This window comes from Actinomadura meridiana, assembly GCF_039537545.1.
Classification (GTDB): Bacteria; Actinomycetota; Actinomycetes; order Streptosporangiales; family Streptosporangiaceae; genus Spirillospora; species Spirillospora meridiana.
Genome location: NZ_BAABAS010000006.1, coordinates 787,537 through 813,897, shown reverse-complemented (window position 1 = coordinate 813,897; position 26,361 = coordinate 787,537). Strand labels below are relative to the sequence as shown.

Sequence of the window (26,361 nt, the reverse complement as noted above, 5' to 3'; positions counted from 1 at the left end):
TGGAGCCGGTTGTGCCAGATCTTCTACGCAAGCCCACCCTGGTCATGGGAGCCCGCGGAAGTGTCGGCAAGTTCGTTCTGAGGCGGCTTCTGGACAAGGGCGTCCCGGTTCGCGCGTCCGCCCGGCGGCCACGGCCAGGCCAGTTCCCGGATGGCGTCGAGGTGTTCGCCGCCGACCTGACTGACCCGGCGAGCCTCGTCCCGGCGTTCGACGGTGCCGGGCAGGTGTTCCTCTACGCGCACCGCGAGGGTGTCGACGGTGTCGTCGAGACCGCCCGTGCCGCCGGGGTGGAGCGCGTCGTGCTGCTGTCGTCGGGGAGCGTCATCCATCCGACCTCGGCGGGCAACCCCATCACCAGGGAGCACCGTGAGGTCGAGGCCGCGTTCGCCGACTCGGACGTGCCGGTGGTGCCGATCCGTCCGCTCGTCCTCGCCACGAACGCGCTGCGCTGGGCGTCCGAGATCCGCGCCACCGGGGGCCTGGAGTTGTACCGGCCGCAGGCGATGACCGCGCCGGTCCATGAGCGGGACGTCGCCGCCGTCGCCTGCGCCGCGCTGACCGGGGCCGCGGCGTCCGAGGTGAGCGGGATGCTGACCGGCCCGGTCCGGCTCTCCCTGCGCGGCCAGGTCGCCGCGATCGGCCGGGCCCTCGGCACGGAGATCCCGGTCACGGAGCTGTCGCGCGAGGCGGCACTGCGGGCGTTCTCACAGGACATGTCCGATTCCGACGCCGAAGCGGTGGTGCGCTTCTTCGATGACGCGGCCGCTGGGAATTCCCCGGCGACCTCCACCGTCCAGGACGTCCTGGGATACCCCCCGACCGGTTTCGACACCTGGGCGGCCGACCACGTCGACGACTTCCGCTGAGACGGCCCGCCCGTCACGGGGTGGCGGAGCGGGGCTCGCCGTTCGGTGAAACCGCAGGTGGGAGAGGGGTTCCGGGAGTGGCCGGGTGGCGTAACACGTCCTCTATTCCACTATTCCGACTGCTTTAGTATGTTGACCGAGTGACCAGGAAGAACGCGGTGGCGGAACCCCTCTCCCTGACCGACGCACGGCGGCTGCGCGCCGACCGTGCCCGGCAGGTCGCGGACGTGCTGCGGCGGCAGGTGCTGTTCGGCGGTTTCGCCGACGGGGCGCTTCCGTCCGAGCCCGAGCTGATGATCGAGTTCGGCACGTCGCGGAACACCGTGCGCGAGGCGCTGCGGCTGCTGTGCGGCGAGGGCCTGGTCGAGCGGTGTCCGGGGGTCGGCACCGTGGTCGCCGGGGAGAAGTACGCGCATGGGCTGGAGGTTCTCCTCGGACTCGCCGAGACGCTGGGCGGACATGGGGAGGTCACCAACCAGGTCCGCACGACCGGGCTGATCGAACCGCCCGGGGAGATCGCGCGGCGGCTGGAGGTGGCGGCGGGAGAGCGCGTCGTCTACATCGAGCGACTGCGGCGCCTGGACGGGCGGCCCCTCTCGCTCGACCTGACCTACGTCGCCCGCGACCTCGGCGGGCCGCTGCTGGCCGAGGACCTGGCGCACAACGACATCTTCGTCCTGCTGGAGCGGATCGCCGGGCAGCCCCTCGGACGGGCGGAACTGACCGTGGAGGCCGTCAACGCCGACCCGCACTCGGCCGCGACGCTGGACGTCCCGCGCGGCGCGGCCCTGCTGATGGTCGAGCGGATGACGCATCTGGCGGACGGCCGCCCGGTCGACCTGGAGTACATCCGGTTCCGCGGCGACCGGATCACCCTGCGCGGCACGTCGCGGCGCGGGCCCCGCGCGTCGCCCGGCTAGCCCCTGCCCCTGCCCCTCGCTTCTGACGCCCGCGTCGCCGTGCGTCTTGTTCGTCCTGCCCACGACCCGCTCGTCCTGCCCACGACCTTCTGGAGCATCCCCATGTCGCTGGTGGAGAACCGCGCCGACGTCCCCGTGACGGTCGACGAGGCCCTGTGCATCGACGGTTGCACGCTGTGCATCGACGTGTGTCCGCTGGACGCCCTCGCCGTCCACCCCGAGACCGGCAAGGCCTACATGCACGTCGACGAGTGCTGGTACTGCGGGCCCTGCGCCGACCGCTGCCCGACGGGCGCCGTGACCGTGAACATGCCCTACCTGCTGCGTTGAGGATCCGATGACAACCAAGAGCGAACCGAGACCGACCCGGTGGGCCGCCGTCGCCGCCCTCTCCGTGGCGGTGGCGAGCGGCTGCACCGTGGCCGGGAACGCCGCGAGCGGGGACGGCGCCACGACGGTCGTCGTCGGCTACCAGTCCAAGACCATCAACACGGTCACCGCCGGGACGCTGCTGCGTTCCCTGGGCTACTTCGAGAAGCGGCTGGCCGAACTGGGCAAGTCGGAGGGACGCACCTACCGCGTCGTCTGGCAGGACTATGAGACGGGCGCGTCCATCACCGCCCAGATGCTGGCCGAGAAGATCGACATCGGGTCGATGGGCGACTATCCGCTGCTCATCAACGGCACCCGCGCGCAGGCGCAGGGCGCGGACGCCCGCACCGAGTTCGTGTCGGTGACCGGCTACAACCTGCGCGGATCCCTGAACGGGGTCGTGGTGGCGGGCGACTCGCGGGCCCGGACGCTCGCCGACCTGAAGGGGAAGAGCGTCTCGGCGAGCGTCGGCTCGGCGGGGCACGGCACGCTGGTGCAGGCGCTCGGCAAGTACGGCATCGACCCCGGCAAGGGCGTCAAGATCGAGAACCAGACGCCGTCGGTCGGCGTCTCGGCTTTGCAGTCGGGCGGCGTCGCGGGCCTCGCCCAGTTCGTGGCCTGGCCGGGGCTGCTGGTGCAGAAGGACGGGGCGCGGCTGCTGTACGACGGCGGCGACCTCGACGTCCCGACCTTCCACGGGGTGGTGGTGCCGCACCGGGTCGCCGAGGAGCGGCCGAAGGTGCTGGCGGCGTTCCTGCGGGCGCAGATCGACGCCACCGGCTACCTGCATCGCGAGCCGTTGAAGGCGTCCGAGTCGGTGGCCGCCGTGACCGGGCTGCCCGTCGAGACGATCTACCTCTACAACGGGCGCGGCGGCGTCGCGACGTTCGACACGACGATGAAGCCCCGGCTGAGTGCCGCGCTCGCCCATGACGTGCCGTTCCTGAAGTCGATCGGGGTGTTGCGCGACTCGATCGACCTGAAGTCGTTCGTCAACGACTCCTACCTGCGCAAGGTCTACGGCTCCGGTTATGACGGCGCGGTCGCGTCCACGGCGAACCCGGCCGCGATCACCGGCACCGACCAGGTCTGCGGAACGAAGGTCGACGATCCGGCCCGCGCCGGTGAGGTGTGGGTGGACGGCGAGAGCACGATCCGTCCGGTGGCGAGCCCGGTGTGCTTGCTGCGCACCGTCCAGGCGGGCGGCAGGCGAACCCGCGCGGTCTACATCCCCGACGCCGTGACCGGCACGCGATGGTTCGCCGACCGGATGTCGTGGGTTGAGGATCCGGGCGCCGCCAAGGACGACCGGTTCAAACCGTTCGCGACCGCCGAGGGCGCCCGCAAATACGTCACGGCCCATTCCGGCGCGAAGGATGTGCCCTACGCGGAGGCGGTGAAGCGGTCATGACCGTGCTGGCAGCTCGTCCCACAGTCCGGGCCGCCCAGCGGCGGGCGGCGGCCGCGCCCCGCTGGGCGCTGCGGGTCGTCTCGCTCGCCGCCGCGCTCGGCGCCTGGCAACTGCTGACCGCCGCGAACGTGCGGCTGTGGGTCCGTTTCGACCGTTTCCCCGGACCGGCGGAGGTCGCCGAGGAGTTCGGCCGCCAGCTCCGGCACGGCCAGTTCTACGCCGACGTGACGCAGAGCCTGGTGCGCATCCTCACCGGCTTCGCGCTGGCGGCCGTCGCGGGCATCGCGCTCGGCATTCTGGTGGGCCGTTCGCGGTGGGCGTCCGACCTGCTCCAACCGTTGTTCGAGGTGGTGCGGCCGATCCCGGCGATCGCGCTGGTGCCGGTGGCGATCCTGCTGTTCCCCGCCAACGAGCAGGGCATCGTCTTCATCACGTTCGCGGCGGCGTTCTTCCCCGTCCTGGTCAGCACCCGGCACGCGGTGCGGGCCCTGCCGACGGCCTGGGAGGACGCGGTCCGGACCCTGGGCGGCGGACGGGCCAGGGTGCTGCTCGGGGTCGTCCTGCCGGGGGTGCTGCCCGGCGTGTTCGGAGGCCTGTCGGTCGGCATGGGCGTCGCGTGGATCTGCGTGATCTCCGCGGAGATGATCTCCGGGGACTTCGGCGTCGGCTACCGCACCTGGCAGGCGTACACGATCGTCGACTATCCCGGCGTCCTCGTCGGCATGATCACCATCGGGGTGCTGGGCTGGCTCACGTCCGGGGCGGTGGAGCTGGCCGGACGGTGGACGACCCGCTGGCTGCCCCGGCGGGAAGGGAGTGACCGATGACCACCGGACTCGACCTGCGGATGGACGGCGTCACCCTCGGCTACGGCGGCGAACCGGTGCTCACCGGCCTCGACCTGACCGTGCCCGCCGGGGAGTTCCTCGTCGTCGTCGGCCATTCGGGCGGCGGAAAGTCGACGTTGCTGCGCGCCCTCGCCGGGTTGCTGCCTGCAACCAGCGGCCGGATCCTGGCGGGCGGTGCGCCGGTCACGGGACCGTCCCGCGACCGGGCGCTGGTGTTCCAGGACGACGCGCTGCTCCCCTGGCGGACGGCGCGCCGCAACGTGGAGCTGGCCCCCGCCATCGGCGGCGCGCGCCGGGCCGAACGGCGCCGGGCCGCCGACGACTGGCTGGCGCGGGTCGGCCTCGGCGACGCGGCCGACCGGCTGCCCCGGGAGCTGTCGGGCGGGATGCGGCAGCGCGTCCAGCTCGCCCGCACCCTGGCCGCGTCGCCGCGCGCGATCCTGATGGACGAGCCGTTCGGCGCCCTCGACGCCCAGACCCGCGGGTCCATGCAGCGGCTGCTGGCGGAGGTGCTGGAGGACGCGCCCGCCACCGTCGTGTTCGTGACCCACGACGTGGACGAGGCGCTGACGCTCGGCGACCGCGTGGTGGTGCTCGGCACCGCCGGGATCACCGCCGAGTTCGCGGTGACGGGACGGCACGATCACGATCGGCTCCGGTCGGAGATCCTCGCCGAGCTGGGCGCCGTCCCGGCTCGCCTCGTCGCCGAGGGGGCCGCGTGATGCGCGTCCCCGACCCGACCGAGCGCCGCGAACTGCGCTGCGACGTGCTCGTCATCGGCGGTGGCACGGCGGGCACCATGGCCGCGATCACCGCCGCCGAGCGCGGCGCGTCGGTGCTGCTGCTCGACAAGGCCCACGTCCGGCACTCCGGCGCCCTCGCCATGGGCATGGACGGCGTCAACAACGCCGTCATCCCCGGCCGCGCGACGCCGGAGGACTACGTCGCCGAGATCACCCGCGCCAACGACGGCATCGTCGACCAGCGGACCGTCCACCAGACCGCGACCCGGGGCTTCGCCATGGTCAGGCGGCTGGAGGGCTACGGCGTGAAGTTCGAGAAGGACGCGCGCGGGGAGTACGCCGTCCGGCGCGTCCACCGGTCCGGGAGCTATGTGCTGCCGATGCCGGAGGGCAAGGACGTCAAGAAGGTCCTGTACCGGGTACTGCGGCGCCGCGCGATCCGCGAGAAGGTCACGATCGAGAACCGGGTGATGCCGGTGCGGGTCCTGACGCACGAGGGGCGGGCGGTCGGCGCGGTCGGTTTCGACACCCGGACCGGCGAGTTCGTGACCGTCGCGGCCGGTGCGGTGATCCTGACGACCGGCGCGTGCGGACGCCTCGGCCTGCCCGCCAGCGGCTACCTCTACGGCACCTACGAGAACCCCACCAACGCCGGGGACGGCTACGCCATGGCGTACCACGCGGGCGCCGAGCTGAGCGGCATCGAGTGCTTCCAGATCAACCCGCTGATCAAGGACTACAACGGGCCCGCCTGCGCCTACGTCGCCAACCCGTTCGGCGGATACCAGGTCAACGCCCGAGGGGAACGGTTCGTCGACTGTGACTACTGGTCCGGGCGGATGATGGCCGAGGTGAAGCGGGAGATCGACTCCGCCCGCGGGCCGATCTACCTCAAGCTGAGCCATCTGCCCGATGAGACGATCACCGCGCTGGAAGGCATCCTGCACACCACCGAGCGGCCGACCCGGGGCACGTTCCACGCCGGGCGCGGCCACGACTACCGGACACGCGACGTGGAGATGCACATCTCCGAGATCGGGCTGTGCGGAGGGCATTCCGCGTCGGGCGTGTGGGTGGACGACCACGCCCGCACCACCGTCCCCGGCCTGTACGCGGCCGGTGACCTGGCCTGCGTCCCGCACAACTACATGATCGGCGCGTTCGTCTTCGGCGACCTGGCCGGGGAGCACGCCGCCGCCCACACCGCCCCGGGCTCGCTGGACGAGGCGCAGATCGCCGCCGCCCACGCGCTCGTCTACCGGCCGCTGCGGCATCCGGAAGGCCCGCCGCAACCGCAGGTGGAGTACAAGCTGCGGCGGTTCGTCAACGACTACGTCGCCCCGGCCAAGACGGCGCGGAAGCTGGAGATCGCCGTCGAGTCCTTCGTGCGGATGGAGGACGAGATCGCCGCGATGGGCGCCCGCACCCCGCACGAGCTGATGCGCTGCGTCGAGGTGAGCTTCATCCGCGACTGCGCCGAGATGGCGGCGCGCGCCTCCCTGGCCCGGACCGAGAGCCGCTGGGGCCTCTACCACGACCGCGCCGACCTGCCGGGACGCGACGACGACTCCTGGTTCTGCCATCTCAACCTGCGGCGGCGCGGCGACGGGGCGATGGAGTTCCTGAAGCGTCCGGTCGCGCCCTATCTGGTGCCGGTGGAGGAGTTCACCGTCCCGGAGGGCGGCGAGACGGTCGTCCTCGGGCCGGTGGGGCCCCTCGCTGGGGGTGCGGAGCCCGGCGGGGCGGCCCCGGCCCGGATCGGGACGGCGGCGGCGCCCGCGCTCGGCCGGTCGCCGCGCATCCTCGAAGTCCAGCGTCTCGCCGACACGGAGCCGGAGCTGGCGGCGTTCACGTCCTACCTGGCCGACCCCGATCCCAAGGTGCGGCGGGCGGCGGTGGCGACGTTGACCGAGGTCGTGCCGGAGGGGTTCGGCCGCGCACTGGCGGGCGCGCTCGGTGACGGGCACGCCTCGGTGCGCCGCGCCGCCGCGACCGCGCTGCGCGAACTGGTCGAGGTGCTGCCTGCCACGTCCGGGCTGCGCGACGACCTGACGTCCGCGCTCGACAACGGGGACGCGCTCGTCCGGGCCGCCGCGCTCGACGTCCTCCGCGTCCTGCGGCTGGCGGAGCGTCCGGTCTTCGCGGCGGCGCTGGACGACGGCGACCACCGGGTCCGGCTGCGCGCCGTGGAGGGGCTCGTCTCGGTCGGCGCGCCCGAGGAGTTGGCTCCGGCTGCGCGCGACTCGTCCCGTGAGGTACGCGTCGCCGCTGCCCACGGGCTCGGCTCGGCGGGCGACCCGGCCACCGCTCCCCTGCTGGCCGGGCTGGCGGACGACCCCGACGACCTGGTGCGGGCCGCCGCGCTGGCGTCGTTCGCGGGGATCGGCTGCCCCGCGCCGCTGGACGCGACGGCCGCCGGGGCGCTCGGCGACCCGTCCTGGGAGGTGCGCGTCGGCGCGGCCCGCGCGTTGGCGGCGGCATCCGCGCCGTCGGCCGTCGGCCCACTGGTGAAGGCCCTGGACGACCTGAACCTGGACGTCCGCAAGGCCGCCGTCATCGCCCTCGGCCGCTGGGCGGACACCGAGACCGACGCCGCCGAAGCGCTGCGCCGGGCCAGTTCCGACGTCGACGCAGACGTCCGAGCGTACGCGCGGCGGTCGCTCGTCTCCTTGCCTTGACCAGAGGATCGGACTAGATTCCTAGTTAATAGGTAGACTATAAAGGGAAAATCGGATGGACGAGGACGAACTGACCTCCGAGCACCACTACGACCGGACGCGGGCGCGGCAGCTTCTCGCCGCCCCCGGCGTCCCCGGCCGCCGGGACCTGCTGCGTTCGCTCCTCGTCACCGGGGGCGCCGCCGCCACCTGGCGCTTCGCCGCCGGTTCCGGGACGGCGCGCGCCGCCGCCGAGGACGGCCCGATCGTCAAGCCGCTGCCCCCGGACCTGTTCGTCAACCACGGGTCCAACGCCGAGATGCGCTGGGAGGCCATGCGCGGCCAGGGCCTCTACGTCCCGAACGACCGGTTCTTCGTCCGCAACCACACCCGCACGCCCCTCGTCGACGCCCGCACTTGGCGGCTTCGCCTGTTCGGCTCGGGCCTGCACGGCACGCCCACCGCCGACCAGGCCAGGACGTTCAGCTACGAGGACCTGCTGGCCCTCCCCGCCCGGACGACCAGCGCCGTCGTGGAGTGCGCGGGCAACGGGCGCGCGTTCTTCGACCTCCAGCAGGGGACCCCGGCCGAGGGCACGCCGTGGCATCTCGGCGGCGTCGGACTGGCGCGCTGGCGCGGGGTGCCGCTGGCGACCGTCCTGGAACGTGCCGGGCTACTTCCCTCGGCGGTGGACGTCCTGCCGCAGGGACTGGACCCCGAGGTCGTCAGCGGCGGCGTCAACATCGGCCGGGTCAGGCGCCCGCTGCCGATCGCCAAGGCGCTGAAGGACGCGCTGCTGGTGTACGAGATGAACGGCGAGCCGCTGCCGCCCGACCACGGCTTCCCCGTCCGGCTGCTGGTGCCCGGCTGGATCGGGGTGTCCTGCGTGAAGTGGCTCGGGTCGATCGAGGTCGCCGACCATCCGCTGTTCTCGCCGTGGAACACGCAGTTCTACCGCTTCTTCGGGCCCGACTACCCGGCGGAGGGCAGCGCGCCGCTCGGCGAGCAGGTCACCAAGAGCGCGTTCGAGTTGCCGTATCCCGCGACCGTGCGCGCGCGGCGTCCGGTCGTGTTGCGCGGCCGGTCCTGGTCGCCGCGTCGGCCCGTCCATCGCGTGGAGGTCAGCACGGACGGCGGCGCGTCCTGGCGTGGCGCGCGCCTGCTCGGCCCGGACCGGGGATGGCGCCGCTGGGAGATCGCGTGGCGTCCCACCCACACCGGGTCGACGACGCTGCTGGCACGAGCCACCGACGCGGCCGGACGCGTCCAGCCCGACCGCACGACGTTCAACACCTTCGGGTACCTGTTCGGCGCGGTCGTCCGGCATCCGGTGCAGATCGTCTGAGAGGTCGTCCGCGGAGATCAGATGGGGAACTCGCGGTCCTGGTCGCGGACGGTGATCCACTGGAGTTCGCAGAACTCCTCGGCCGCGAACCCGAGCCCGAACCGTCCCCACCCGGTGTCCTTGACGCCGCCGAACGGCATGTGCGGTTCGTCGTTGACGGGCTGATCGTTGACGTGCACGATGCCGACCTCCAGCGCGGCCGCCAGCCGGAGGCCGCGCGGCCGGTCGCCCGTGATCACCGAGGCGACCAGGCCCAGGTCGGAGGTGTTGGCGCGGGCGACGGCCTCCTCCGCCGAGTCGACCGTCTCCAGCACCACCACCGGGCCGAACGTCTCGCCGTGGGCGATCTCGGCCTCGTCCGGGACGTCGGCGAGCACAGTCGCCGGATAGCACGGCGGGCTCGGCACGCCCCCGGCCAGGACGCGGGCGCCGAGTCCGACCGCCTCCCGGACGCGCCGGTCGATCAGCGCGAGCGCCCACTCGTTGATCACCGGCCCGACGACGGTGGCCGGGTCGGACGGGTCGCCGGTCGGCAGCGCCGCCGCGCGGGCCGCGAACCGTCCGGCGAACTCCTCGGCCAGCGGCCGCTCGACGTACACACGCCGGGCGCACATGCACACCTGGCCCTGGTGGATGAACGCGCCGTAGACGGCGGCGTCCACGGCGTAGTCCAGGTCGGCGTCGGCCGCGACGATGAGCGGGTTCTGCCCACTGAGCTGGAGGACGAGCCGTTTCAGGTGCCGCCCGGCCTGCTCGGCCAGGCGGCGTCCGGTCGCCGTGGAGCCGGTGAAGTTGATTCGTTTCACGAGCGGGTTGGCCAGCATCGCGTCACCGATCCCGCCCGCCTCGCCGGGCGCGTGGGTGACGACGTTGAGCGCCCCGGCGGGGAGCCCGGCCTCATGCAGAACCTCCGCCCACAGCGCGCCCCCGGTGTAGGGCGAGTCCTCGGACGGTTTCAGCACCACGGTGTTGCCGAGCGCGAGCGGCCCGATGATCGCCCGTCCGGCGAGGGTCAGCGAGGCGTTCCACGGGGCGATCGCCGCGACCACCCCCACCGGGCGCCGCACCGCCATCGCCGTGGTGCCCGCGACGTCCGAGGGCAGCAGTTCCCCCGCCGGACGGTAGGCGAGCTGCGCGGCCTGCCGCAGCAGCCGGACCGCGAACGCGAGCTGCACGCCGCCGAAGACGCGTCCGCACCCGGTCTCCGCCGCGAGGGCGCCGAGCATCTCCTCTTCGCGCCGCTCCAGAACGTCGGCGGCGCGGAGGAAGACCAGCTGCCGCTCGTGCGGCAGCGCCGCCGCCCAGCCGTCGAACGCCGCGTGGGCGGCGGCCACGGCCCGGTCGGCGTCCTCGGCGTCACCGGCCGCGACCTCGCTGAGCGTCTCCCCCGACCACGGCGAACGCTTCGGGTACGAACGCCCGGACGCGGAGTCGGTCCAGTCGCCGCCGATGAAGTGCCCGACGCGCGGCTTGCGCCAGCCGCTCTCAGCAGGGCCCGCTCCGGCCATGGGGCTCGTTCTCCTCGCTCACGCGGTCGCCTACGGTCAGAAGACTGCCATCCCGGACGCGAAGATCATCGAAACGTTCGAATATCTGGAACTCTGAGCACGTATTCTGAATAACGTGACCGACCCATCGTTCTCCGCCTCGCTGGAGCGCGGGCTGCGCGTCCTGTCCGCGTTCACCGGCAACCGCTCGGTGCTCGGGATCGCCGACCTGGCCCGCGCCGTGGGCCTCACCAAGAGCACGACGCACCGCTACGTCGCCACGCTGACCAGGCTCGACTACCTCCAGCAGGACCCGGAGACCAGGAAGTACACCCTCGGCCCCCGCGCGGCTGACCTCGGCTTCGCGGCGATCGACTCCATGGACCTGACGCGCCTCGCCGGTCCCCCGCTCCAAGCGCTGGCCGACGAGACGGGCTACACGGTCAGCATGGCCTTGAGCGACGGCCCCGACGTCGTCTACGTCGACCGCAGGCGCAGCGGACGGCGCAGCACTCTCGCCATGGACCTCAACCTGCACGTGGGTTCACGGCTCCCCGCCTACTGCACGGCGATGGGGAAGGTACTGCTGGCCTACAAGGACGCGGCAGAGCTACGGCAGATCCTCGATCGCATCGACCTGGCCCGCCGGGGCCCGAAGACGATCACGAACCGCGAACAGCTCACGGCGGCGCTCGCCCGCGTCCGCCAGGGCGGTGTCGCCGTCAACGACGAGGAGCTGGCGCCCGGCCTGCGCTCGTTCGCGGCACCGGTACGCGACCGTTCGGGCGCGGTCGTCGCCGCGGTGAACGTAGCCGTCCACCTGACGGTCGCCCCCGCGCCCATCGAGGCCCTGGCCACACGCATCGAACCGCCCCTGCGACGCACCACCACCGAGATCTCCCGACGCCTCGGCTTTCGCCCCATGAGTTCCGAATAGCTGAATTGCGTTCGAGCCCTCGGAACGACAGGTTGCCCTGCCGGTCAGGGGGCACATACGGTCACCTCAACTGTCCGTGCGGGAGGCCCCATGTCCTTGGCTGAGTCGGTCGAGGCCATCGCCACCGGCCGGGTGTCGCCGGTCGACCTGACCGAACGCACCCTGGCCACGATCAAGGCCAGCGAGCCACATCTGAACGCCTACGCCACGGTCATGGCGGACGAGGCCCGCGCCCGCGCCACCGAACTGGCCGACGAACCCGCGCGCGGCCCGCTGCACGGCATCCCCATTGGGATCAAGGACCTGATCGACACGGCCGGTGTCCGGACCGCCTACGGTTCGCCCCTCTTCGCCGACCACGTCCCAACACGCGACGCGGAAATCGTTCGGCGTCTGCGGGTGGCGGGTGCGGTGATCGTCGGCAAGCACACCACCCACGAGCTGGCCTGGGGAGGACGCACCGACAGCGCGTTCTTCGGCCCCACGCACAACCCGTACAGGCGCGGACACATCCCCGGCGGGTCGTCCGGGGGCTCGGCGGCGTCCGTCGTCGCGGGCAGCTGCCTGGGCGCCCTCGGCTCGGACACGGCGGGCAGCGTACGCATCCCCGCCGCTCTGAGCGGCTGCGTCGGGTTCAAGCCGTCCCGCGAACTGCTCCCGCTCGACGGAGTGCTGCCGCTGGCCCCGTCTCTCGACCATCTGGGCGTCCTCGCCGCGACAGTCGACGACGCCGCACTGCTCCTCTCCGCCCTCGCGCCATCGGCGCCTCTGCGATCGTCCGACGTGCCGCGCGTGGGCTGGCTCGGCGGCTGGTTCGACGCGGTGCTCGCCCCCGAAGTGCGCGCCGCCCTTGCCGCGACCCGTGCTCGCCTCGAAGAGCACGGCGTCCAAGTCGAGGACGTCGTCGTCCCCGCCGAGCCGCGCCTCCCGGAAGCGCTGCTGAACAGGATCGTCGCCGAGGCAGGCGCGTTCCACCGCCGCGCGTTCGAGAAGAGCCCCGACCTGTTCGCGCCCGACCTGGCCGACCTTTTGCACCAGCCACCCCGCACCTCCGACGAGGCGGAAGACGACGAGGCCGCGACCGCGCGCATGACGGCGTTCTTGACCCAGGCGCTCGCCACCTACGACGTGCTGGCGAGCGCCACCGTCCCGATCACGGCGCCGCCGATCGGCGCGATGACCGTCGCCGTCGCGGGCCGCGAGCTGCCGATCGAGCCGGTGCTGACCCGTCTCACCTCCCCGTTCAACGCCGCCGGGCTGCCCGCGATCTCGCTGCCGGTGGCCCTGCCGGACGGCCTGCCCGTCGGCGTCCAGCTCGCCGGGGCCGCCGGACGCGACGGCGCCGTCCTCGCCGCCGCCCGCCTCGTCGAGCGCCTGACCCCGCGCCTGCCCCGTCCCGACCTCGGCCAGAGGAGCAACGAGTCATGAGAGTGAGCGCCGCCGTCGTCGACGAGTTGGGCGGCCCGTTCCGCGTCCAGGAACTCGACCTGGACGAGCCGGGCCCCGGCGAGGCGCTGGTGCGGATCGTCGCGTCCGGCATCTGCCACACCGACGAGATCACCCGCCACGGCGACCTGCCGATGCCGTTCCCGAGCGTGCTCGGCCACGAGGGCGCGGGCGTGGTGGAGTCCGTGGGCGAGGGGGTCACCGCCGTCCGGCCCGGCGACCACGTCGTCATCGGCTGGCCGTCCTGCGGATCGTGCCGCAACTGCCGCGACGGCGAACCGCGCTACTGCGCCCGCCTCGGCGAGGCCCTCTGCGGCGGCGGACGCCTCCTCGGCCCCCGCGCCGGACAGAGCGCCCTCCGCCGCACCGACGGCTCCCCAGTCCACAGCCACTTCTTCGGCCAATCCTCCTTCTCCACCTACTCACTGACCTGGGCGGACGCGCTGGTCGTCGTCCCACCAACAGCGCCCCTCGAACTCCTCGGCCCCCTCGCCTGCGGAATCTCCACCGGCGCCGGAGCGGTCTTCAACACCCTCAAACCGACCCCCGGCTCCAGCCTCGTCATCTACGGGGTCGGCGCTGTCGGCCTGGCCGCCGTCATGGCCGCCCGCCTCTCCCCCGCCACGACGATCATCGCCGTGGACCGGCACCCGTCCCGCCTCGCCCTGGCCACCGAGTTCGGCGCCACCCACCCCATCCAGACGGACGCGACCGACCCCGTGGCCGAGGTCAACCGCATCTGCGGCGGCCCCGCCGACTACGCACTGGAATGCACCGGCGTCATCAAGGTCGTCCGGCAGGCCGCCGACAGCGTCGGCATGCTCGGCACCTGCGTGCTGATCGGCGGCGCGCCCGCCGGAGCCGAGTTCGCCCTCGACCACCTGGACACGCTCTGGGGCAAGCGCGTCGTCGGCACCCTCGGCGGCAGCGGACGCAGCCACGTCCTGATCGGCGCCCTCGTCGACCTGAACCGCCAGGGCCGCTTCCCGTTCGACCGGCTCGTCCAGTTCTACGACCTGGCCGACATCGACCGCGCCCTCGACGACAGCCGACGCGGCGAGGTGCTCAAACCCGTACTGCGAATGAACCACTGACAGGGAGGAACCGCCGTGGGACTGCTCGACAGCGTCGACTGGCAAGGGAACATCTTCAAGAACGGTGCGTGGACCGCGTCGCACGGCGGCGACTACGCCGTCGTCGAACCCGCCACGGGCGCCGAACTCGGCCGGATGGGACGCGCGACCCCCGAGGACGTCACCGAGGCCGCCGCGAACGCCGCGCAGGCGCAGCGGGACTGGGCCGCCCTCCCCCACACCGCGCGCGCCGCCGTCCTGCGCAAGGCCGGTGACCTGTGGCAACAGCATGCCGAGGAGATCAGCGGCTGGAACGTCCGCGAGGTCGGCGCGGTCCCCGGCATGGCCGGGTTCGCGCTGCACGTCGCGGCGGAGGAATGTTACGAGGCGGCGTCGCTGCCCGCCCGCGCGATCGGCGAGGTGCTCCCGTCAGAGGAACCGCGCCTCTCCATGGCGCGCCGTATGCCCGCCGGGGCCGTCGCGGTGATCTCGCCGTTCAACGTGCCCATCATCCTCGGCATCCGCTCCGTCGCCCCGGCGCTCGCGCTAGGCAACGCCGTCCTGCTCAAGCCCGACCCGCGCACCGCCGTCACCGGCGGCGCCCTGATGGCCCGGATCTTCGAGGAGGCCGGGCTGCCCCCGGGCCTGCTGCACATGTTGCCCGGCGGCGCCGACGTCGGCGAGGCGCTGATCACCGACCCGCACATCCGGGTCATCTCCTTCACCGGCTCCACCCCGGTCGGACGCCGCATCGGCGAACTGGCGGGCAAGCACCTCAAGCGCGCCCACCTCGAACTCGGCGGCAACTCCGCCCTGCTGGTCCTGGACGACGCCGACGTCGACGAAGCGGTGAACCTGGCCACCTGGGGCTCGTTCTTCCACCAGGGCCAGATCTGCATGACGACCGGCCGCCACCTCGTCTCCGACCGTCTCTACGACGACTTCGTGGAGCGTCTCGCCGCCAAGGCCGGGAAGCTCCCGGTCGGCGACCCGGCCACCGGTGAGGTGGCGCTCGGCCCCGTCATCGACGCGGGCCAGCGGGACAAGATCCACGGCCTGGTCACCGCGAGCGTCGACCAGGGCGCGACCCTGGCGTCCGGCGGCACCTACGAGGACCTGTTCTACCGGCCCACGGTCCTGGCCGACGTCCCCGTCGCGGCCCCCGCGTTCGCCGACGAGGTGTTCGGCCCGGTCGCCCCGGTCACGCGCGTCTCGTCGATCGACCAGGCGATCGAGCTGGCCGCCGCCAGCGAGTACGGCCTGTCCCTCGGCATCGTGACCCGCGACGCCATGCGCGGCCTCGCCGTCGCCGAACAGATCCCGACGGGCATCGTCCACATCAACGACCAGACGGTCAACGACGAGGCCAACGCCCCGTTCGGCGGCGTCCGCGCGTCCGGCACCGGTTCCCGCTTCGGCGGCGCGGCGGCCAACATCGAGGCCTTCACCGAAACCCGCTGGATCACCATGCGCGGCACCCCGCCGCAGTACCCGCTCTAACCCCGGCAGGCGGCCCCGCCCATTGTGGCCACTGCCCCGATCCGGACGACCGCGCACGTTAGCATTCTGTGCCAGAACGTAGCGGTTTCTGGATTATGGACGGTGATGTGACGGTGGGCGGGGACGCGGCGCAGCGGGTTCACTCTGACGGACACGGCGACACCGAAGGGAAGGGTGACACTCTTCCCTTCATCGTTTCGGTCAGGGAGCAGGACACCACGATGGGGTTGTTCTCCGGCGGGGACGGTCAGGCGGCGCTGAGGCACGTCCCGATCGACATCCTCCGCGAGAACCTGCGCCGCACCACCGACTCCCTCCGCTCCGTCCTCTCCGGCCTGACCACCGGCGAGGACGGCCTCCGGCTCAAGGAGGCGCATCTCGGCGTGGAGATCTCCTCCGAGGGAGGCATCCAGCTCATCGGCACCGCCAAGGTCGGCGCCAAGGCGAACATCGTCCTGGTCTTCGGCGACTGAGAAGCACGACCGTGGGACGTTTCCGGGCACTGCTCCTGGGAGTCGCCGAGTACGACACCCCCGCCCTCCTGCCGCTGCCCTTCGTCACCGACGACATCGCGAGGGTCGCCGCCGCGCTGGAGGCGCGCGGCTACTCCACCGAGCTCCCGGACGGCAGCGGCTGGCTGGGACCCACCAAGATCCGCGCCGAGGTCAACCGTTTCCTCAAGACGGCGGAGCCCCAGGACACCTTGCTCGTCTACCTGAGCGGGCACGGCGCTCACGGCGAGGGCGTCGACTATCTGCTGCCCAGCGACATCGACCTGGAGTGGCTGCCGCTCGCCGAAGGCGCCGTGCCGCTGAACGGGTGGGCGTCGACGATCGAGTCCAGCAGGGCGGGCGGCATCGTGTTCCTCGTCGACGCCTGCCGGGAGGGCTTCCACGAGCAGACCATGTCCATCGCCGCGCGCACCGCGTGGTCGCCGGACAAGGTCGCCCACTCCGACCGCCGGAACGTCGCCTGGATCTTCCCGTGCTCACCCGGCCAGGTCTCGCGGTTCGCCACGGTCGAGCCGGAGGGACGGTCGTTCAGCCTCTTCGCCGCCGCCGTGGAGGAAGCGATCAACGCCGGGGCCGCGCCACGAACGCTGACGGACTTCGCGAACGCCATCGCCGCGAACATGGCGGCGCTCACGACCGAGCACAACAAGGAACCCCAGCAGACACGGGTCGCCGGAGAGGCCGACGGCACCACCTTCGTCGTCTTGCCGGGCTCGATGGTCGACAGCGAGACCGAAGACTGGGCCACCGCGGCGGAGAAGCACATCGCGTGGGAGAAGACCGCCAACGTCCACGGCCGCGATTCGTTGAAGGACGAGGTGACGTCCCTCGTCCGGCACCTCGCCGCCGCGCGCCGGGAGTCCGCGTCGATGCTCGCGGACGACCCGTGGCACGACCGGCGCTTCGCCCTGCGGATGAACGAGCGGATGAGCCTGATCCTCGGTTCGCTCCTCGACGACCTGCTGCTGACACCCGCCGAGGCGGCGCTGCTGGTCGCGATGCCCTTCGTCCATGAGGCCCACTGGTCCCGGGCCGCCGCCGAGGCGAGAGCCGTCGACCCCTTCGACCCCGTGCCCGCGACCGCGCCGTCCCCGGCCCGCGAGAGCTTCGAGTCCTATGCTCGCGACCGGCCCCGTCTCCTCCGCCGTGCCGCGGCGGCCAACGCCACCGGCGACCGCGAAGTGGCGGGACAGATCGGCTGGTGGTTTCTGCACCAGTGGTGCATGGGCCGTCCGGAGCTCTACGGCGACCCCGCGCTCACCGGGTCACTCACGGGCTGGACGCCGGGAAGCCGTCTCGCCGAGGAGGTCCTGAGCACCCGCCGCTTGAGCGAAATGGTTCGGCTCCTGTACGCGGACCAAGGGTTCATCGCCCGCACCGACCGTCCGCACGGCCTTTCCCCATCGCTCATCGTGGCTCCGGGGCGCCTCGGGGAACAGGAGTTGCGCGAACGGCTGGTGATCTATCTCCTCGTGGTCGCGCACCGGATGGCGATCGAGATCACCCGGTTGCCCTCCGTCCTCGTGGAGCACATTGGCATTCCGAAGTCCGTGGTCCCCTCAGAGGTGCTGCGAACCCTGGACGAAGCCCGTCCGGAACCGCGCGGCTCCGGACGGGCGCTTCGCGCGGCCTGCTCCCATCCCGCCGTGGAAGTGGCACTGCGCGAGCATGTCAGCGCCCTCGACCGGCTCCTCGCCGATCTCTGCAACTCCAAGGACCCGTCCCTCGCGGGACTCAAACGGCTCCCCCGGTACGCGGACGCCTCCCAGGTGCGGGCGGCGGAAACGGAACAAGGCCCCGCGTACGCGTCAGCGGGTATCCGGTTCCAACTCGACGAGGACCGGGTCCAGGAACTGCTCATGGGCGAGAACCTCTACGGGGACGCCGACCTCGCCATCCGCGAGATCTACCAGAACTCCTTGGACGCCTGCCGCTACCGCCGGGCGCGCACCGAGTACCTACGGCGCACCGGGACGTCATTGCCCGACTGGGACGGGCACATCCGTTTCAGCCAGGGCATCGACGATCAGGGGCGCCCCTACATCGAATGCGAGGACAACGGCATCGGGATGGGCGTCAGGGAACTGCGCGACGTCTTCGCACAGGCCGGGGCCCGCTTCGCCGAACTGCCCGAGTTCCTGGAGGAACAGGCCGAGTGGGAATCGCTCGACGAATCGGTGAAGTTCTACCCGAACAGCCGGTTCGGCATCGGCGTGCTCAGCTATTTCATGCTCGCCGACGACATTACGGTGACCACCTGCCGCCTCGGCCGCGATGGCAGACCCGGTGACCAGCTCAGGGTGTCGATCGCCGGTCCGGGCACGCTCTTCCATATCGAACCCCTCGGCCCCGGAACGGACGCGGGCACCACAGTACGACTCCACCTCCGCACCGCGGGCGAAATGACGTCCGTGTCCAGCAGGCTGACCCTGAGCCGGGTGCTCCATTACTCGGAGTTTCACGTGGAGGCCTGGGACGGCGCGGCCACCGAGACATGGCAGCCGCACCAGTTGAAATTGCACACGTACGACCGCAAAGTCTATCCAGTTTCTGAAACATCGGTCTGGTGGTGCGATGGCCTTGGTTCCGTTTTGGCCGACGGCCTGATCACCGATGAGACCTGCTTCGGCTACATCGTCAACCTGACCGGGGAGAACAAACCCGAGCTGTCCGTGGACCGCAAATCGCTGCTCGCCTCCCCCAAGAACGAACGGATGGTCACTCGCGTCCTGTCGAGCGCGGTAAAAGCGTTCGCGTCCCCCGAGCTCCCGCTGGCGACATTCGACTGGATCACCGAACTCGTCAAACAGCAGCCCGTCATCGCAGATCTGATCTTTCAAACGGCACTCGACGTCGGCCACGTCTTCACCGTGAACGAGCAGGAACTCGACTTGACACGGCCCGGCCTTTTCTCCCCCGACCGCTTCCTGATCAGGCCCGCGCCTTCCGCCTACAGATCGAAACGTCTTGAGTCTTTGGGAGCGATGAGGAGGAGCCGCAACACACGGCTCACGGATCGTATGCTGAGATGGCGGCTTTCGAGCCTTGACCAGTCGCGCGGCCCCCGTTCTTCCAGCCCGGACCCCAAGGCCAGACCCTCAGATGAAATAGTTCTCGGCATCATCGAAGAACTCTTCAGGGAAGACCGCGCTCGCCGGAGGGAACAACGGACACCCCTAGGCGAGACGGCTGCCATCGACAGAATCATCCGGGCCGCCGAAAGCACCGGGTACTCCATTGGCGAGGTGGCGAAGCGCCTCGTCCACCTGGGATATCGCCTACCGCCGAAGTTGCTCGGTGTCGGGGAGATCGAGACGTCGGATCTTCTGATCATCAGCCAGGACATCGACGCGTCCTCGCCATGGTTGCCCCAATGCGATCCGGGCAATGACGCGAACGAAGTGAGCACGGGGCATATCGTCGCCGCCGCGGCCCAACTCGGTCGGCCGATCTCCAGGGTGGCGGAGCGCCTGACGGCCCTTGGATTCAGCGTGCCGCGGATCCTCATGGACGCGGGCATCGCCGAACCGGCAGACCGCATCCTGGTGAGCAGGAATCTCGACGGAAGCCGACCCTGGTTGCGCTCTCACGACGCCGAGGGGAATCCGGTACCGATCCCGCCGGGCCACATCGTGTCCGCGGCGGCACAACTCGGCCTTACGGGGACCCAGGTCGCCGACCGGCTGACAGGATTTGGTTTCACCCCACCGAAGAACATTCCCGTACGGGGCCAGGTCGCCGCAGACGATCGCAAGCTTCTCAGCCTGGGCCTTAACGGCCGACCGCGAATGCTGTCCGGGGCCGACCCGGTTCCCCTCGGACACCTACTCCTCGCGACCGAGAGGCTCGGCAAGAGCATCGACGACGTCGCCCGACGACTGGTCGAACTGAGCTTTCACATCCCGGACACGCTCACCGAGGCTCGTACCGCCGATCTGCGCATCCTGAGCAAAAACTCGAATGGCGAACCTCCCTGGCTGAGCGTGGAGGAGCACGTTCGTTCTTCCCACGTACTCAACGCTGCGATCAAGGTCCGGCATCCGTTGGGACAAGTGGCTCACAGGCTGGCCGAGCTCGGTTTCGACTTGCCCGAAGGAATCCTTGACTCGGGCGACGTCCAACCGAACGATCACCTTCTCATCAGGCTGGGGCTGGAAGAACACGCTCCCTACCTAGACCAGTGGGAAAATGACGAGGGCCTGGTACAAGTACCGCCCGGTCATATCATCGCGGCGGCGGAAAAGCTGGAATGTTCGATCGGCCAAGCCGCTGGCCGCCTTTCACAGCTCGGCCTCCTCGTCCCGTCCGCCCTCGCTCACCTGGACGTTCCCCAGCCGGGCGACCTAGTGCTCACCAGCAGGGATCTGACCGCAGAATGGCCATGGCTCACGGACCGCGTCGTGCCACTGGGCCATGTTGTTACGGCCGCCCGGCACCTTGAGCGCGAACCTACGCAAATCGTCCAACGCCTCACGGAACTGGGGTTCACGGTGCCGCCGACACCTAACGAACCCGTCGGCGCCACCGAACTCCTTCTCATGAGCCGCAGACTCGCTCGCTTTCCACAGCCCGAAGCCTGGCGCCTGCACCGCCATGACCAGCGCGGCTGGTGGCTCGACCAAGAGGAGCCAGTGCCACTGTGGAACCTAGTGACCGGGGCCGTACAGGCCGACGTTCCCATCGCCAAGGTTGCGGAAAGGATGCGCGAACTCGGCTTCGACGTACCCGACGTCAGTGACCTGCCCGAGCTGGTGGAATCGTCCACCGACCCAGACGTCCCATAGAGCCCACCGAGCAAGGTTGCATGTTCCAGCAGTGATCAAGGAACAGCCGCAGGGTGGCGGCCGTTGTGTGCTTCAACTACGACAAGGAGTTGAGCATGGTCGTCACACTGATCAACCCTGATGGGCTCCCGAAGGTCGATCTCTACCGCCAGGTGTCCGTCGCGACCGGGTCCAAGATGGTCTTCATCGCGGGCCAGGTCGCCCGCGACGCGGACGGCCGCAAGGTAGGCGAAGGCGATCTGGTCGCCCAGGTCGAACAGTGCTACCTCAACCTCAACACCGCCCTGGCCGAGGTAGACGCCACCTTCGACAACGTAGTGAAGCTGACCGTCTACGCCGTGGACCTAACCCCAGACAAGCTCCCCCTCTTCGCCGAAGGCGTCTCCCGCGCCGCCGCAAAGCTGGGCGTCACAATCGCCCCACCACTGACAGGAATCGGCGTAGCCGCCTTGGCCGAACCCGACCTACTGGTCGAAGTCGAAGCAACCGCCATCATCGACTGAGCGACCGTGGATCCCGACCCCACCGACCTGGTCCGCTCCGGCTACGACGCTCTGTCGCGCCACTACCGCGGCGACGACGAAACAACCGAACAGTACGACCGCTGGCTGTCCGACGTCCTGGCTCGCCTCCCCGAGCGTGGAAACGTCCTGGACATCGGCTGCGGCTGCGGCGTCCCGATGGCCCGGAGCCTGGCCGCCGCCGGACACCAGGTAACCGGCGTGGACATCAGCGACGTCCAGATCGAAAGGGCCCGATCCCTGGTTCCCGGCGCCACATTCATTCGCGCCGACGCCACAACACTCGACCTCCCACCCCAATCGTTCGACGCCGTCATCTGCCTCTATGCGCTGATCCACATGCCGCTCGACCAGCAACCCCACCTCATACACAACATCGCCCGGTGGCTACGTCCCGGCGGCTGGCTCCTCGCGACCACCGGCCAGGACGCCTGGACCGGCAGCCAGGACAACTGGCTCGACGGCCCCGCCACCATGTGGTGGAGCCAGGCCGACGCCACCACCTACCGCTCCTGGCTAACACACAGCGGTCTACAAGTCACCGACCAACAGTTCATCCCAGAAGGCGAAACCGGCCACGCCCAATTCTGGGCACGCCGAACCATCACCAGCCCCCACTAACCGCCGAGCGAGCCGCAGTGTCCGCCATCACGCCCCCTCCCGCCTGACGCCGCACACCGCGACCCAGCACAAAGCGCCCCCTACGGACGCATTCGCGACCAGACCCACTTCCCCCCGGCCGGGTCCCGCGTAGCCCCACACCGCAGGGACAGGGCCTGGACGATGTGCAGCCCCCACCCACCGTTGTCGTCGAACGCCTCACTCGACAGGTCCAGTTCCTCAAGAGTGAGCGGCTGCCGATGCCGCTTGGCCTGCGGGTACTGAGAGTCGCGGTCCCACACGGCGATGATGACGCCGCCCGCGTCCCGACTGATCTGGAGACGGATCTCCTCATTCGGCGTCTGCCGAGCCGCGTTGGTAACGAGCTCGGAGACGATAAGAAGTGCATCGTCAAGAATGCGGGAATAGTCCCAATTGCACAGCCGCGAGGCCGCAAGCGTCCTTGCGAGCCCCACCGACGCCGGTGTGCCCATGAGGGGAACGATCATTTCCCCTGTCGCCGTCATCACCATCATTCCCCTCCTCGCCCGAGGTTCCGATTTCTCGTGACAAGGATCACGGATGATGTCTAGGCTTCCGTTGTACCCGCAAGGGTTGAAACGAAGGAGACGGAATGCCCTCGGTTCGCGAACCTCTCGACCCCCGGATCTCGATGTGGCACTTCCTGGCGTTCTTCATGCGTTTCATGAGGGAGAAGGCGGGCCTGTCGCTCACCCAGTGCGGCGAGATCATGGGCGCTGCCCGCTCGACTGTTTCCAACCTGGAGGCGGGCAGGCGTCGTCCACAGGACGATCAAATGCGCCTGCTCGACAAGCACTTCGGGACGGGCCTTCTATTTCAGCTTATTCTCTGGTTTGCCCGAATGGCCCATGATCCAGACTGGGCGCGCCAGTGCATGGAGTACGAGAAGACGTCCACGGCGATCAAGACCTACCACGGCAAGGCGATCCCCCGCCCGTTCCAGACGGAGGGCTACATCCGCGCGCTGGTCGAAGCGGGACCGTACAAGGACGTCGAGGCCGAGGTCGCCGAACGCATGGCAGGGCAGAGTTTGATTCTCGAACGTTCAGACCAACCCACACTCTGGATGCTGGTTGACGAGAACGTGCTCGGCTGCCCCGTTGGCGGCCCAGAGATCATGAAAGCCCAGTTGCAACACCTGCTGATCATGTCAAGCCAGCAGAACGTCGTCATGCGGATAGTGCCGAATTCAGAGGGCGCGCACTACGGATTCGACGGGCCGTTCCAGGTCATCTGTCAGGCTGACCGGGATGTCGCGTACGCGGGCGCGCAGAACGGTGGGCGGTTGATCGAAGGGCCCAGCGAGGTGCGGGACTTTTCGACTATGTTCGAACGCATCGGCGCGAAAGCCCTCCCGGAGGATGCCTCGCGCGCCCTCATCGAGCGGTACTTGGAGCAGCACTCATGAGAGTTCTTTGGCGAACGAGCAGCTACAGCGGCGGCGTCCAAGACAAGCAGTGCGTTGAGCTGGGACGTCTCCCGTCGGGCGTCGGCGTGCGTGACTCGAAGGCCCCGGGCACCGGTCACCTCACGCTGACCCATGCCCAGTTCACGGAACTGGTGGAGCAGATCAAGCGGGATCGGTAGCCATGCCCGGCCAGTGGCGGAAGAGCAGCTACAGCGGCGGCACTAATGACCACCAGTGCGTTGAACTGGGACGTCTCACCTCAGGTGTCGGTGTGCGGGACTCAATGGACCGGGACGGTGGACATCTCACCCTGAGCGGCGCACAGTTCAGGAGGCTGGTGGAGCGGATCAAGCAGTATCCGACTCCTTAATTCTCCCCGCCGGTACTGCGCCAGGAGGCGAAGCAGGCGCGCCGCGTCCGCATTGCCAAGGCGCTGAAGCGGTGACGTCCCCGCCCTGTGCCCACCAGGCGCCCCCGCCCGAAAGGACGGGGGCGCTGCTTTGTGTTGATCCAGATTTCAGGGGCCCGCCTGGACGGTAACGGTGGTCAGCCTGCTGTCAGGCGGGGTCTCCGCCCTTGTTGATCCACGCTTGCACGCTTCCGTCCTTGACGTTGACGGCCAGGTAGTCGTCACGTCCGTCGCCGTCGATGTCGGCGAAGGCGAGGGTGTGGCCCTCCGGGACACTGCCGGAGGCGATCTGTCCGCGTTCGATCCAGCCCGGTTTGCCGTCCTGGTCACCACCCCGGTTCAGCCACGCCTTCACCGCCGAGGTCTTGAGGTCGGCTATCAGGTAGTCGGCGCGTATGTCGCAGTCGACGTTGGCGAAGTAGGGCCCGGCCCCCATCGGCGTCACGCCGGAGGCGATCTGCCCGCGTTCGATCCAACCGGGCTTGCCGTCCTGGTCACCGCCGGCGTTGATCCATGCCCTCACCGCCCCGGTTCTGGGGTTGGCCAACAGGTAGTCGGCGCGCCGGTCGCCGTCCACGTCGGCGAACACCGGTCGCGCCGGGGCGTCCGGCACACCGGAGGCGATCTGTCCGCGTTCGATCCAACCCGGTTTTCCGTCCTGGTCACCACCGATGTTGATCCACGCCTTCACCGCCCCGGACCCGACGTTGTACACCAGGTAGTCGTCGCGCCCGTCGCCGTTGATGTCGGCGAAGTCGATGTGGTCGTTCTGACCGAGGTCCACGCCGGAGGCGATCTGTCCGCGTTCGATCCAGCCGGGTTTGCCGTCCTGGTCGCCGCCGGCGTTGATCCACGCCTTCACCGCGCCGGACTCGTCGTTGACGACCAGGTAGTCGTCGCGTCCGTCGCCGTCGATGTCGGCGAACTGGACCTCCTCGTCGTCGGCGAGACCGGTGCCGGAGGCGATCTTCCCGCGCGGGAGCCAGCGTCCAGGAGTGTCCGTGCATGTCTGGTCGTCGGTGTCGGCGATCCACCCCTCCTGCGCGACCGCGAGGATGGCGTCCTCGAACTCGTCGCCCATCTTGGTGTAGCCGCGGTCGTTGGGGTGCAGGTAGTCGGACAGGTCGTCGGTCGTGACCTCGCTCATGTCGACCACGGCGACGTGCTTGCCGGTTCTGGCCCGCTGGTCGACCACCCCCGGGATCTGCTTGTTGAAGGCCTCGATCTTGGCTTCGGTCGCCGAGTTCTTCGAGGGCACCAGCGTGGACACCAGAACGGTGGCCTTGGGAGCGTCCTCGAACACCTGGTCGATCAACGACCCCAGCGCGGCCGGGGCGGCGGCGGCGTCGCCGCGGTCCATGTCGTTGGTCCCGGCGTGCAACAGGACGACGTTGGGGTCGTACAACGGGACCGCGGAATCGGCTCTGCGCGCGATATCGTTGATCATCGCGCCGGGATAGCCCTCGTTGTCACGATCGGGCAGATCCCCGGACTGCTGTGAACCGACGAGGTCCAGGTCCTTGGCCGTGCCGTCCAGGCTGTGCCACAGCTCGGCCCGGTAGCCGGATCCGGTCGAGCTGCCGGTGCCGTAGGTGATGGAGTCGCCCAGTGGCATGACCCGCAGGTTCTTGGTCGCGAGCGCTGTGTTGGCCGGCGGCCGCCCCGTGTGCTGCTCGATCCATCCGCGGATGGCCTCCAGGGCCACCGCGAACTGTAGTTGGGTGGCGTCGTCCCGGTAACCGATATAGACGCCCATGACCCGATGGTTATAGACCACTGCGGCTCCGGAGTCGCCCTGGGTGGGGATGCCATGGAGCGGTCGCATCCCCAGGGCTCCCGTGGGAGGGGCCCCCGGCGCGTCGGCGCGATTGAGGTCCACCCTGAGAGATGCGCTCTTGAGGCCCGCCGACGGCACGGAATCGCCCGGTACGGTGTTTCCCCAGCCGTGGATGCCGACATTGTTGGCATTCGGCGGCCTGCGGGTGTCGTCGTAGGAGATGACCCAGTTGGGCTGGGTCACCGGGGAGTTGAGTTGGAGCAGGGCGACATCGGCGCTGCGATGTCTCACCCGGGTGACCACCCGTCTGGCCTCGCCGCTGCCCAGAATCTTGGAGCCGACATGCACGGACATGGGAACGTCATCGTCCAGGCAGTGCTCGGCGGTCAGGACCCAGTCCAGCGCGATGAGCGATCCGGTACAGATATACTCCCCGTCCTGCTCCACCTGGACCTGCCCCCACAGGTGCGCCGCGATGTCGCCGCCGATGATGGCCCGCGCCGACGGCGCGGCCGGGGCGACCACAACGGCCGCCATCGCGATCAACGCCGCGGCCAAGCCCTGGACCACGCGCCGAGACCGTGCCAGGGCTCTCAAGGTGTCGTAACCAACAAAAATGATCTTGTTCATCCCAGCAGGCTAGATCGCTGACAGAAGCTTGCCGAGGCACCGCCGGGCACAATGAGGGACACAACCAATCAGT

Annotated in this window: 22 protein-coding genes; 19 read left to right on the top strand and 3 right to left on the bottom strand. The window is 70.1% G+C overall.

Annotated features, from left to right (window positions below):
- The first annotated feature begins 11 nt into the window (after window positions 1–11).
- From ABD808_RS16700 to ABD808_RS16665, 8 genes are all read left to right on the top strand, one after another.
- Entirely contained in the window at window positions 12–866 is an 855-nt protein-coding gene (locus ABD808_RS16700) for an SDR family oxidoreductase (RefSeq protein WP_344897273.1), read from the top strand.
- A gap of 140 nt (window positions 867–1,006) precedes the next feature.
- The gene (locus ABD808_RS16695) at window positions 1,007–1,786 is read left to right on the top strand and encodes a GntR family transcriptional regulator (RefSeq protein WP_344897270.1); all 780 of its coding nucleotides are present in this window, start codon (window positions 1,007–1,009) and stop codon (window positions 1,784–1,786) included.
- A gap of 102 nt (window positions 1,787–1,888) precedes the next feature.
- Entirely contained in the window at window positions 1,889–2,116 is a 228-nt protein-coding gene (locus ABD808_RS16690) for a 4Fe-4S dicluster domain-containing protein (protein ID WP_131763497.1), read from the top strand.
- Between the two features lie 7 nt (window positions 2,117–2,123).
- Entirely contained in the window at window positions 2,124–3,569 is a 1,446-nt protein-coding gene (locus tag ABD808_RS16685; RefSeq protein WP_344897267.1) for an ABC transporter substrate-binding protein, read from the top strand.
- Window positions 3,566–4,396 (top strand): ABC transporter permease, encoded by an 831-nt coding sequence (locus ABD808_RS16680; protein ID WP_344897264.1) that lies wholly within the window; start codon window positions 3,566–3,568, stop codon window positions 4,394–4,396. The genes ABD808_RS16685 and ABD808_RS16680 overlap by 4 nt, the downstream gene beginning before the upstream one ends.
- Window positions 4,393–5,139 carry an ABC transporter ATP-binding protein gene (locus tag ABD808_RS16675; RefSeq protein WP_344897261.1) on the top strand — a complete coding sequence of 249 codons (747 nt, stop codon included), beginning with the start codon at window positions 4,393–4,395 and terminating at the stop codon, window positions 5,137–5,139. Before ABD808_RS16680 ends, ABD808_RS16675 begins: the two co-directional genes overlap by 4 nt.
- Window positions 5,139–7,838, top strand: coding sequence for a fumarate reductase/succinate dehydrogenase flavoprotein subunit (locus ABD808_RS16670; protein WP_344897258.1), 2,700 nt, complete (start codon window positions 5,139–5,141; stop codon window positions 7,836–7,838). Before ABD808_RS16675 ends, ABD808_RS16670 begins: the two co-directional genes overlap by 1 nt.
- Before the next feature lie 55 nt (window positions 7,839–7,893).
- Window positions 7,894–9,162: a sulfite oxidase gene (locus ABD808_RS16665; protein ID WP_344897255.1), complete on the top strand. Its 1,269-nt coding sequence runs from the start codon at window positions 7,894–7,896 to the stop codon at window positions 9,160–9,162.
- A 17-nt stretch (window positions 9,163–9,179) separates the two neighbouring features.
- Here ABD808_RS16665 and ABD808_RS16660 read toward each other — a convergent pair whose 3' ends face one another.
- On the bottom strand, window positions 9,180–10,670 hold the full coding sequence (locus ABD808_RS16660) for an aldehyde dehydrogenase family protein (protein ID WP_344897252.1): 1,491 nt from the start codon (window positions 10,668–10,670) through the stop codon (window positions 9,180–9,182).
- Window positions 10,671–10,785: 115 nt separating this feature from the next.
- On the opposite strand from ABD808_RS16660, the gene ABD808_RS16655 reads away from it, so the two are divergent.
- From ABD808_RS16655 to ABD808_RS16620, 8 genes are all read left to right on the top strand, one after another.
- Window positions 10,786–11,586 carry an IclR family transcriptional regulator gene (locus tag ABD808_RS16655; protein WP_344897249.1) on the top strand — a complete coding sequence of 267 codons (801 nt, stop codon included), beginning with the start codon at window positions 10,786–10,788 and terminating at the stop codon, window positions 11,584–11,586.
- 90 nt (window positions 11,587–11,676) lie between these two features.
- The gene (locus tag ABD808_RS16650; protein ID WP_344897246.1) at window positions 11,677–13,014 is read left to right on the top strand and encodes an amidase; all 1,338 of its coding nucleotides are present in this window, start codon (window positions 11,677–11,679) and stop codon (window positions 13,012–13,014) included.
- On the top strand, window positions 13,011–14,126 hold the full coding sequence (locus ABD808_RS16645; RefSeq protein WP_344897244.1) for an NAD(P)-dependent alcohol dehydrogenase: 1,116 nt from the start codon (window positions 13,011–13,013) through the stop codon (window positions 14,124–14,126). The genes ABD808_RS16650 and ABD808_RS16645 overlap by 4 nt, the downstream gene beginning before the upstream one ends.
- 15 nt (window positions 14,127–14,141) lie before the next feature.
- Window positions 14,142–15,605, top strand: coding sequence for a benzaldehyde dehydrogenase (locus tag ABD808_RS16640; protein ID WP_344897241.1), 1,464 nt, complete (start codon window positions 14,142–14,144; stop codon window positions 15,603–15,605).
- Window positions 15,606–15,826: 221 nt separating this feature from the next.
- On the top strand, window positions 15,827–16,078 hold the full coding sequence (locus ABD808_RS16635) for a Pepco domain-containing protein (RefSeq protein ID WP_344897238.1): 252 nt from the start codon (window positions 15,827–15,829) through the stop codon (window positions 16,076–16,078).
- An 11-nt stretch (window positions 16,079–16,089) separates the two neighbouring features.
- Window positions 16,090–20,901: a wHTH domain-containing protein gene (locus ABD808_RS16630; protein WP_344897235.1), complete on the top strand. Its 4,812-nt coding sequence runs from the start codon at window positions 16,090–16,092 to the stop codon at window positions 20,899–20,901.
- 53 nt (window positions 20,902–20,954) lie between these two features.
- On the top strand, window positions 20,955–21,404 hold the full coding sequence (locus ABD808_RS16625; RefSeq protein WP_344897232.1) for a RidA family protein: 450 nt from the start codon (window positions 20,955–20,957) through the stop codon (window positions 21,402–21,404).
- A 6-nt stretch (window positions 21,405–21,410) separates the two neighbouring features.
- Entirely contained in the window at window positions 21,411–22,043 is a 633-nt protein-coding gene (locus ABD808_RS16620) for a class I SAM-dependent methyltransferase (protein ID WP_344897229.1), read from the top strand.
- An 80-nt stretch (window positions 22,044–22,123) separates the two neighbouring features.
- On the opposite strand, the gene ABD808_RS16615 is transcribed toward ABD808_RS16620, so the two are convergent.
- Entirely contained in the window at window positions 22,124–22,558 is a 435-nt protein-coding gene (locus tag ABD808_RS16615) for an ATP-binding protein (RefSeq protein ID WP_344897226.1), read from the bottom strand.
- 98 nt (window positions 22,559–22,656) lie between these two features.
- On the opposite strand from ABD808_RS16615, the gene ABD808_RS16610 reads away from it, so the two are divergent.
- From ABD808_RS16610 to ABD808_RS16600, 3 genes are read left to right on the top strand one after another with little or no spacing between them, the layout of a single operon-like run.
- Entirely contained in the window at window positions 22,657–23,472 is an 816-nt protein-coding gene (locus ABD808_RS16610) for a helix-turn-helix domain-containing protein (RefSeq protein ID WP_344897223.1), read from the top strand.
- Window positions 23,469–23,651 carry a DUF397 domain-containing protein gene (locus ABD808_RS16605; RefSeq protein ID WP_344897221.1) on the top strand — a complete coding sequence of 61 codons (183 nt, stop codon included), beginning with the start codon at window positions 23,469–23,471 and terminating at the stop codon, window positions 23,649–23,651. The genes ABD808_RS16610 and ABD808_RS16605 overlap by 4 nt, the downstream gene beginning before the upstream one ends.
- Before the next feature lie 2 nt (window positions 23,652–23,653).
- Window positions 23,654–23,842, top strand: a complete 189-nt coding sequence (locus ABD808_RS16600; protein ID WP_344897218.1) for a DUF397 domain-containing protein — start codon at window positions 23,654–23,656, stop codon at window positions 23,840–23,842.
- Window positions 23,843–24,029: 187 nt separating this feature from the next.
- Here the strand turns inward: ABD808_RS16600 and ABD808_RS16595 are convergent, their stop codons facing one another.
- Window positions 24,030–26,288 carry a GDSL-type esterase/lipase family protein gene (locus ABD808_RS16595; protein ID WP_344897215.1) on the bottom strand — a complete coding sequence of 753 codons (2,259 nt, stop codon included), beginning with the start codon at window positions 26,286–26,288 and terminating at the stop codon, window positions 24,030–24,032.
- Window positions 26,289–26,361 lie beyond the last annotated feature (73 nt).

What these genes read in the sequence shown, in the direction of transcription:
- ABD808_RS16615 (WP_344897226.1), bottom strand. Translation starts at nt 22,558, where the DNA reads ATGATGGTGATGACGGCGACAGGGGAAATGATCGTTCCCCTCATGGGC.
- ABD808_RS16600 (WP_344897218.1), top strand. Translation starts at nt 23,654, where the DNA reads ATGCCCGGCCAGTGGCGGAAGAGCAGCTACAGCGGCGGCACTAATGAC.
- ABD808_RS16635 (WP_344897238.1), top strand. Translation starts at nt 15,827, where the DNA reads ATGGGGTTGTTCTCCGGCGGGGACGGTCAGGCGGCGCTGAGGCACGTC.
- ABD808_RS16685 (WP_344897267.1), top strand. Translation starts at nt 2,124, where the DNA reads ATGACAACCAAGAGCGAACCGAGACCGACCCGGTGGGCCGCCGTCGCC.
- ABD808_RS16605 (WP_344897221.1), top strand. Translation starts at nt 23,469, where the DNA reads ATGAGAGTTCTTTGGCGAACGAGCAGCTACAGCGGCGGCGTCCAAGAC.
- ABD808_RS16690 (WP_131763497.1), top strand. Translation starts at nt 1,889, where the DNA reads ATGTCGCTGGTGGAGAACCGCGCCGACGTCCCCGTGACGGTCGACGAG.
- ABD808_RS16675 (WP_344897261.1), top strand. Translation starts at nt 4,393, where the DNA reads ATGACCACCGGACTCGACCTGCGGATGGACGGCGTCACCCTCGGCTAC.
- ABD808_RS16665 (WP_344897255.1), top strand. Translation starts at nt 7,894, where the DNA reads ATGGACGAGGACGAACTGACCTCCGAGCACCACTACGACCGGACGCGG.
- ABD808_RS16650 (WP_344897246.1), top strand. Translation starts at nt 11,677, where the DNA reads ATGTCCTTGGCTGAGTCGGTCGAGGCCATCGCCACCGGCCGGGTGTCG.
- ABD808_RS16680 (WP_344897264.1), top strand. Translation starts at nt 3,566, where the DNA reads ATGACCGTGCTGGCAGCTCGTCCCACAGTCCGGGCCGCCCAGCGGCGG.
- ABD808_RS16670 (WP_344897258.1), top strand. Translation starts at nt 5,139, where the DNA reads ATGCGCGTCCCCGACCCGACCGAGCGCCGCGAACTGCGCTGCGACGTG.
- ABD808_RS16660 (WP_344897252.1), bottom strand. Translation starts at nt 10,670, where the DNA reads ATGGCCGGAGCGGGCCCTGCTGAGAGCGGCTGGCGCAAGCCGCGCGTC.
- ABD808_RS16610 (WP_344897223.1), top strand. Translation starts at nt 22,657, where the DNA reads ATGCCCTCGGTTCGCGAACCTCTCGACCCCCGGATCTCGATGTGGCAC.
- ABD808_RS16595 (WP_344897215.1), bottom strand. Translation starts at nt 26,288, where the DNA reads ATGAACAAGATCATTTTTGTTGGTTACGACACCTTGAGAGCCCTGGCA.
- ABD808_RS16645 (WP_344897244.1), top strand. Translation starts at nt 13,011, where the DNA reads ATGAGAGTGAGCGCCGCCGTCGTCGACGAGTTGGGCGGCCCGTTCCGC.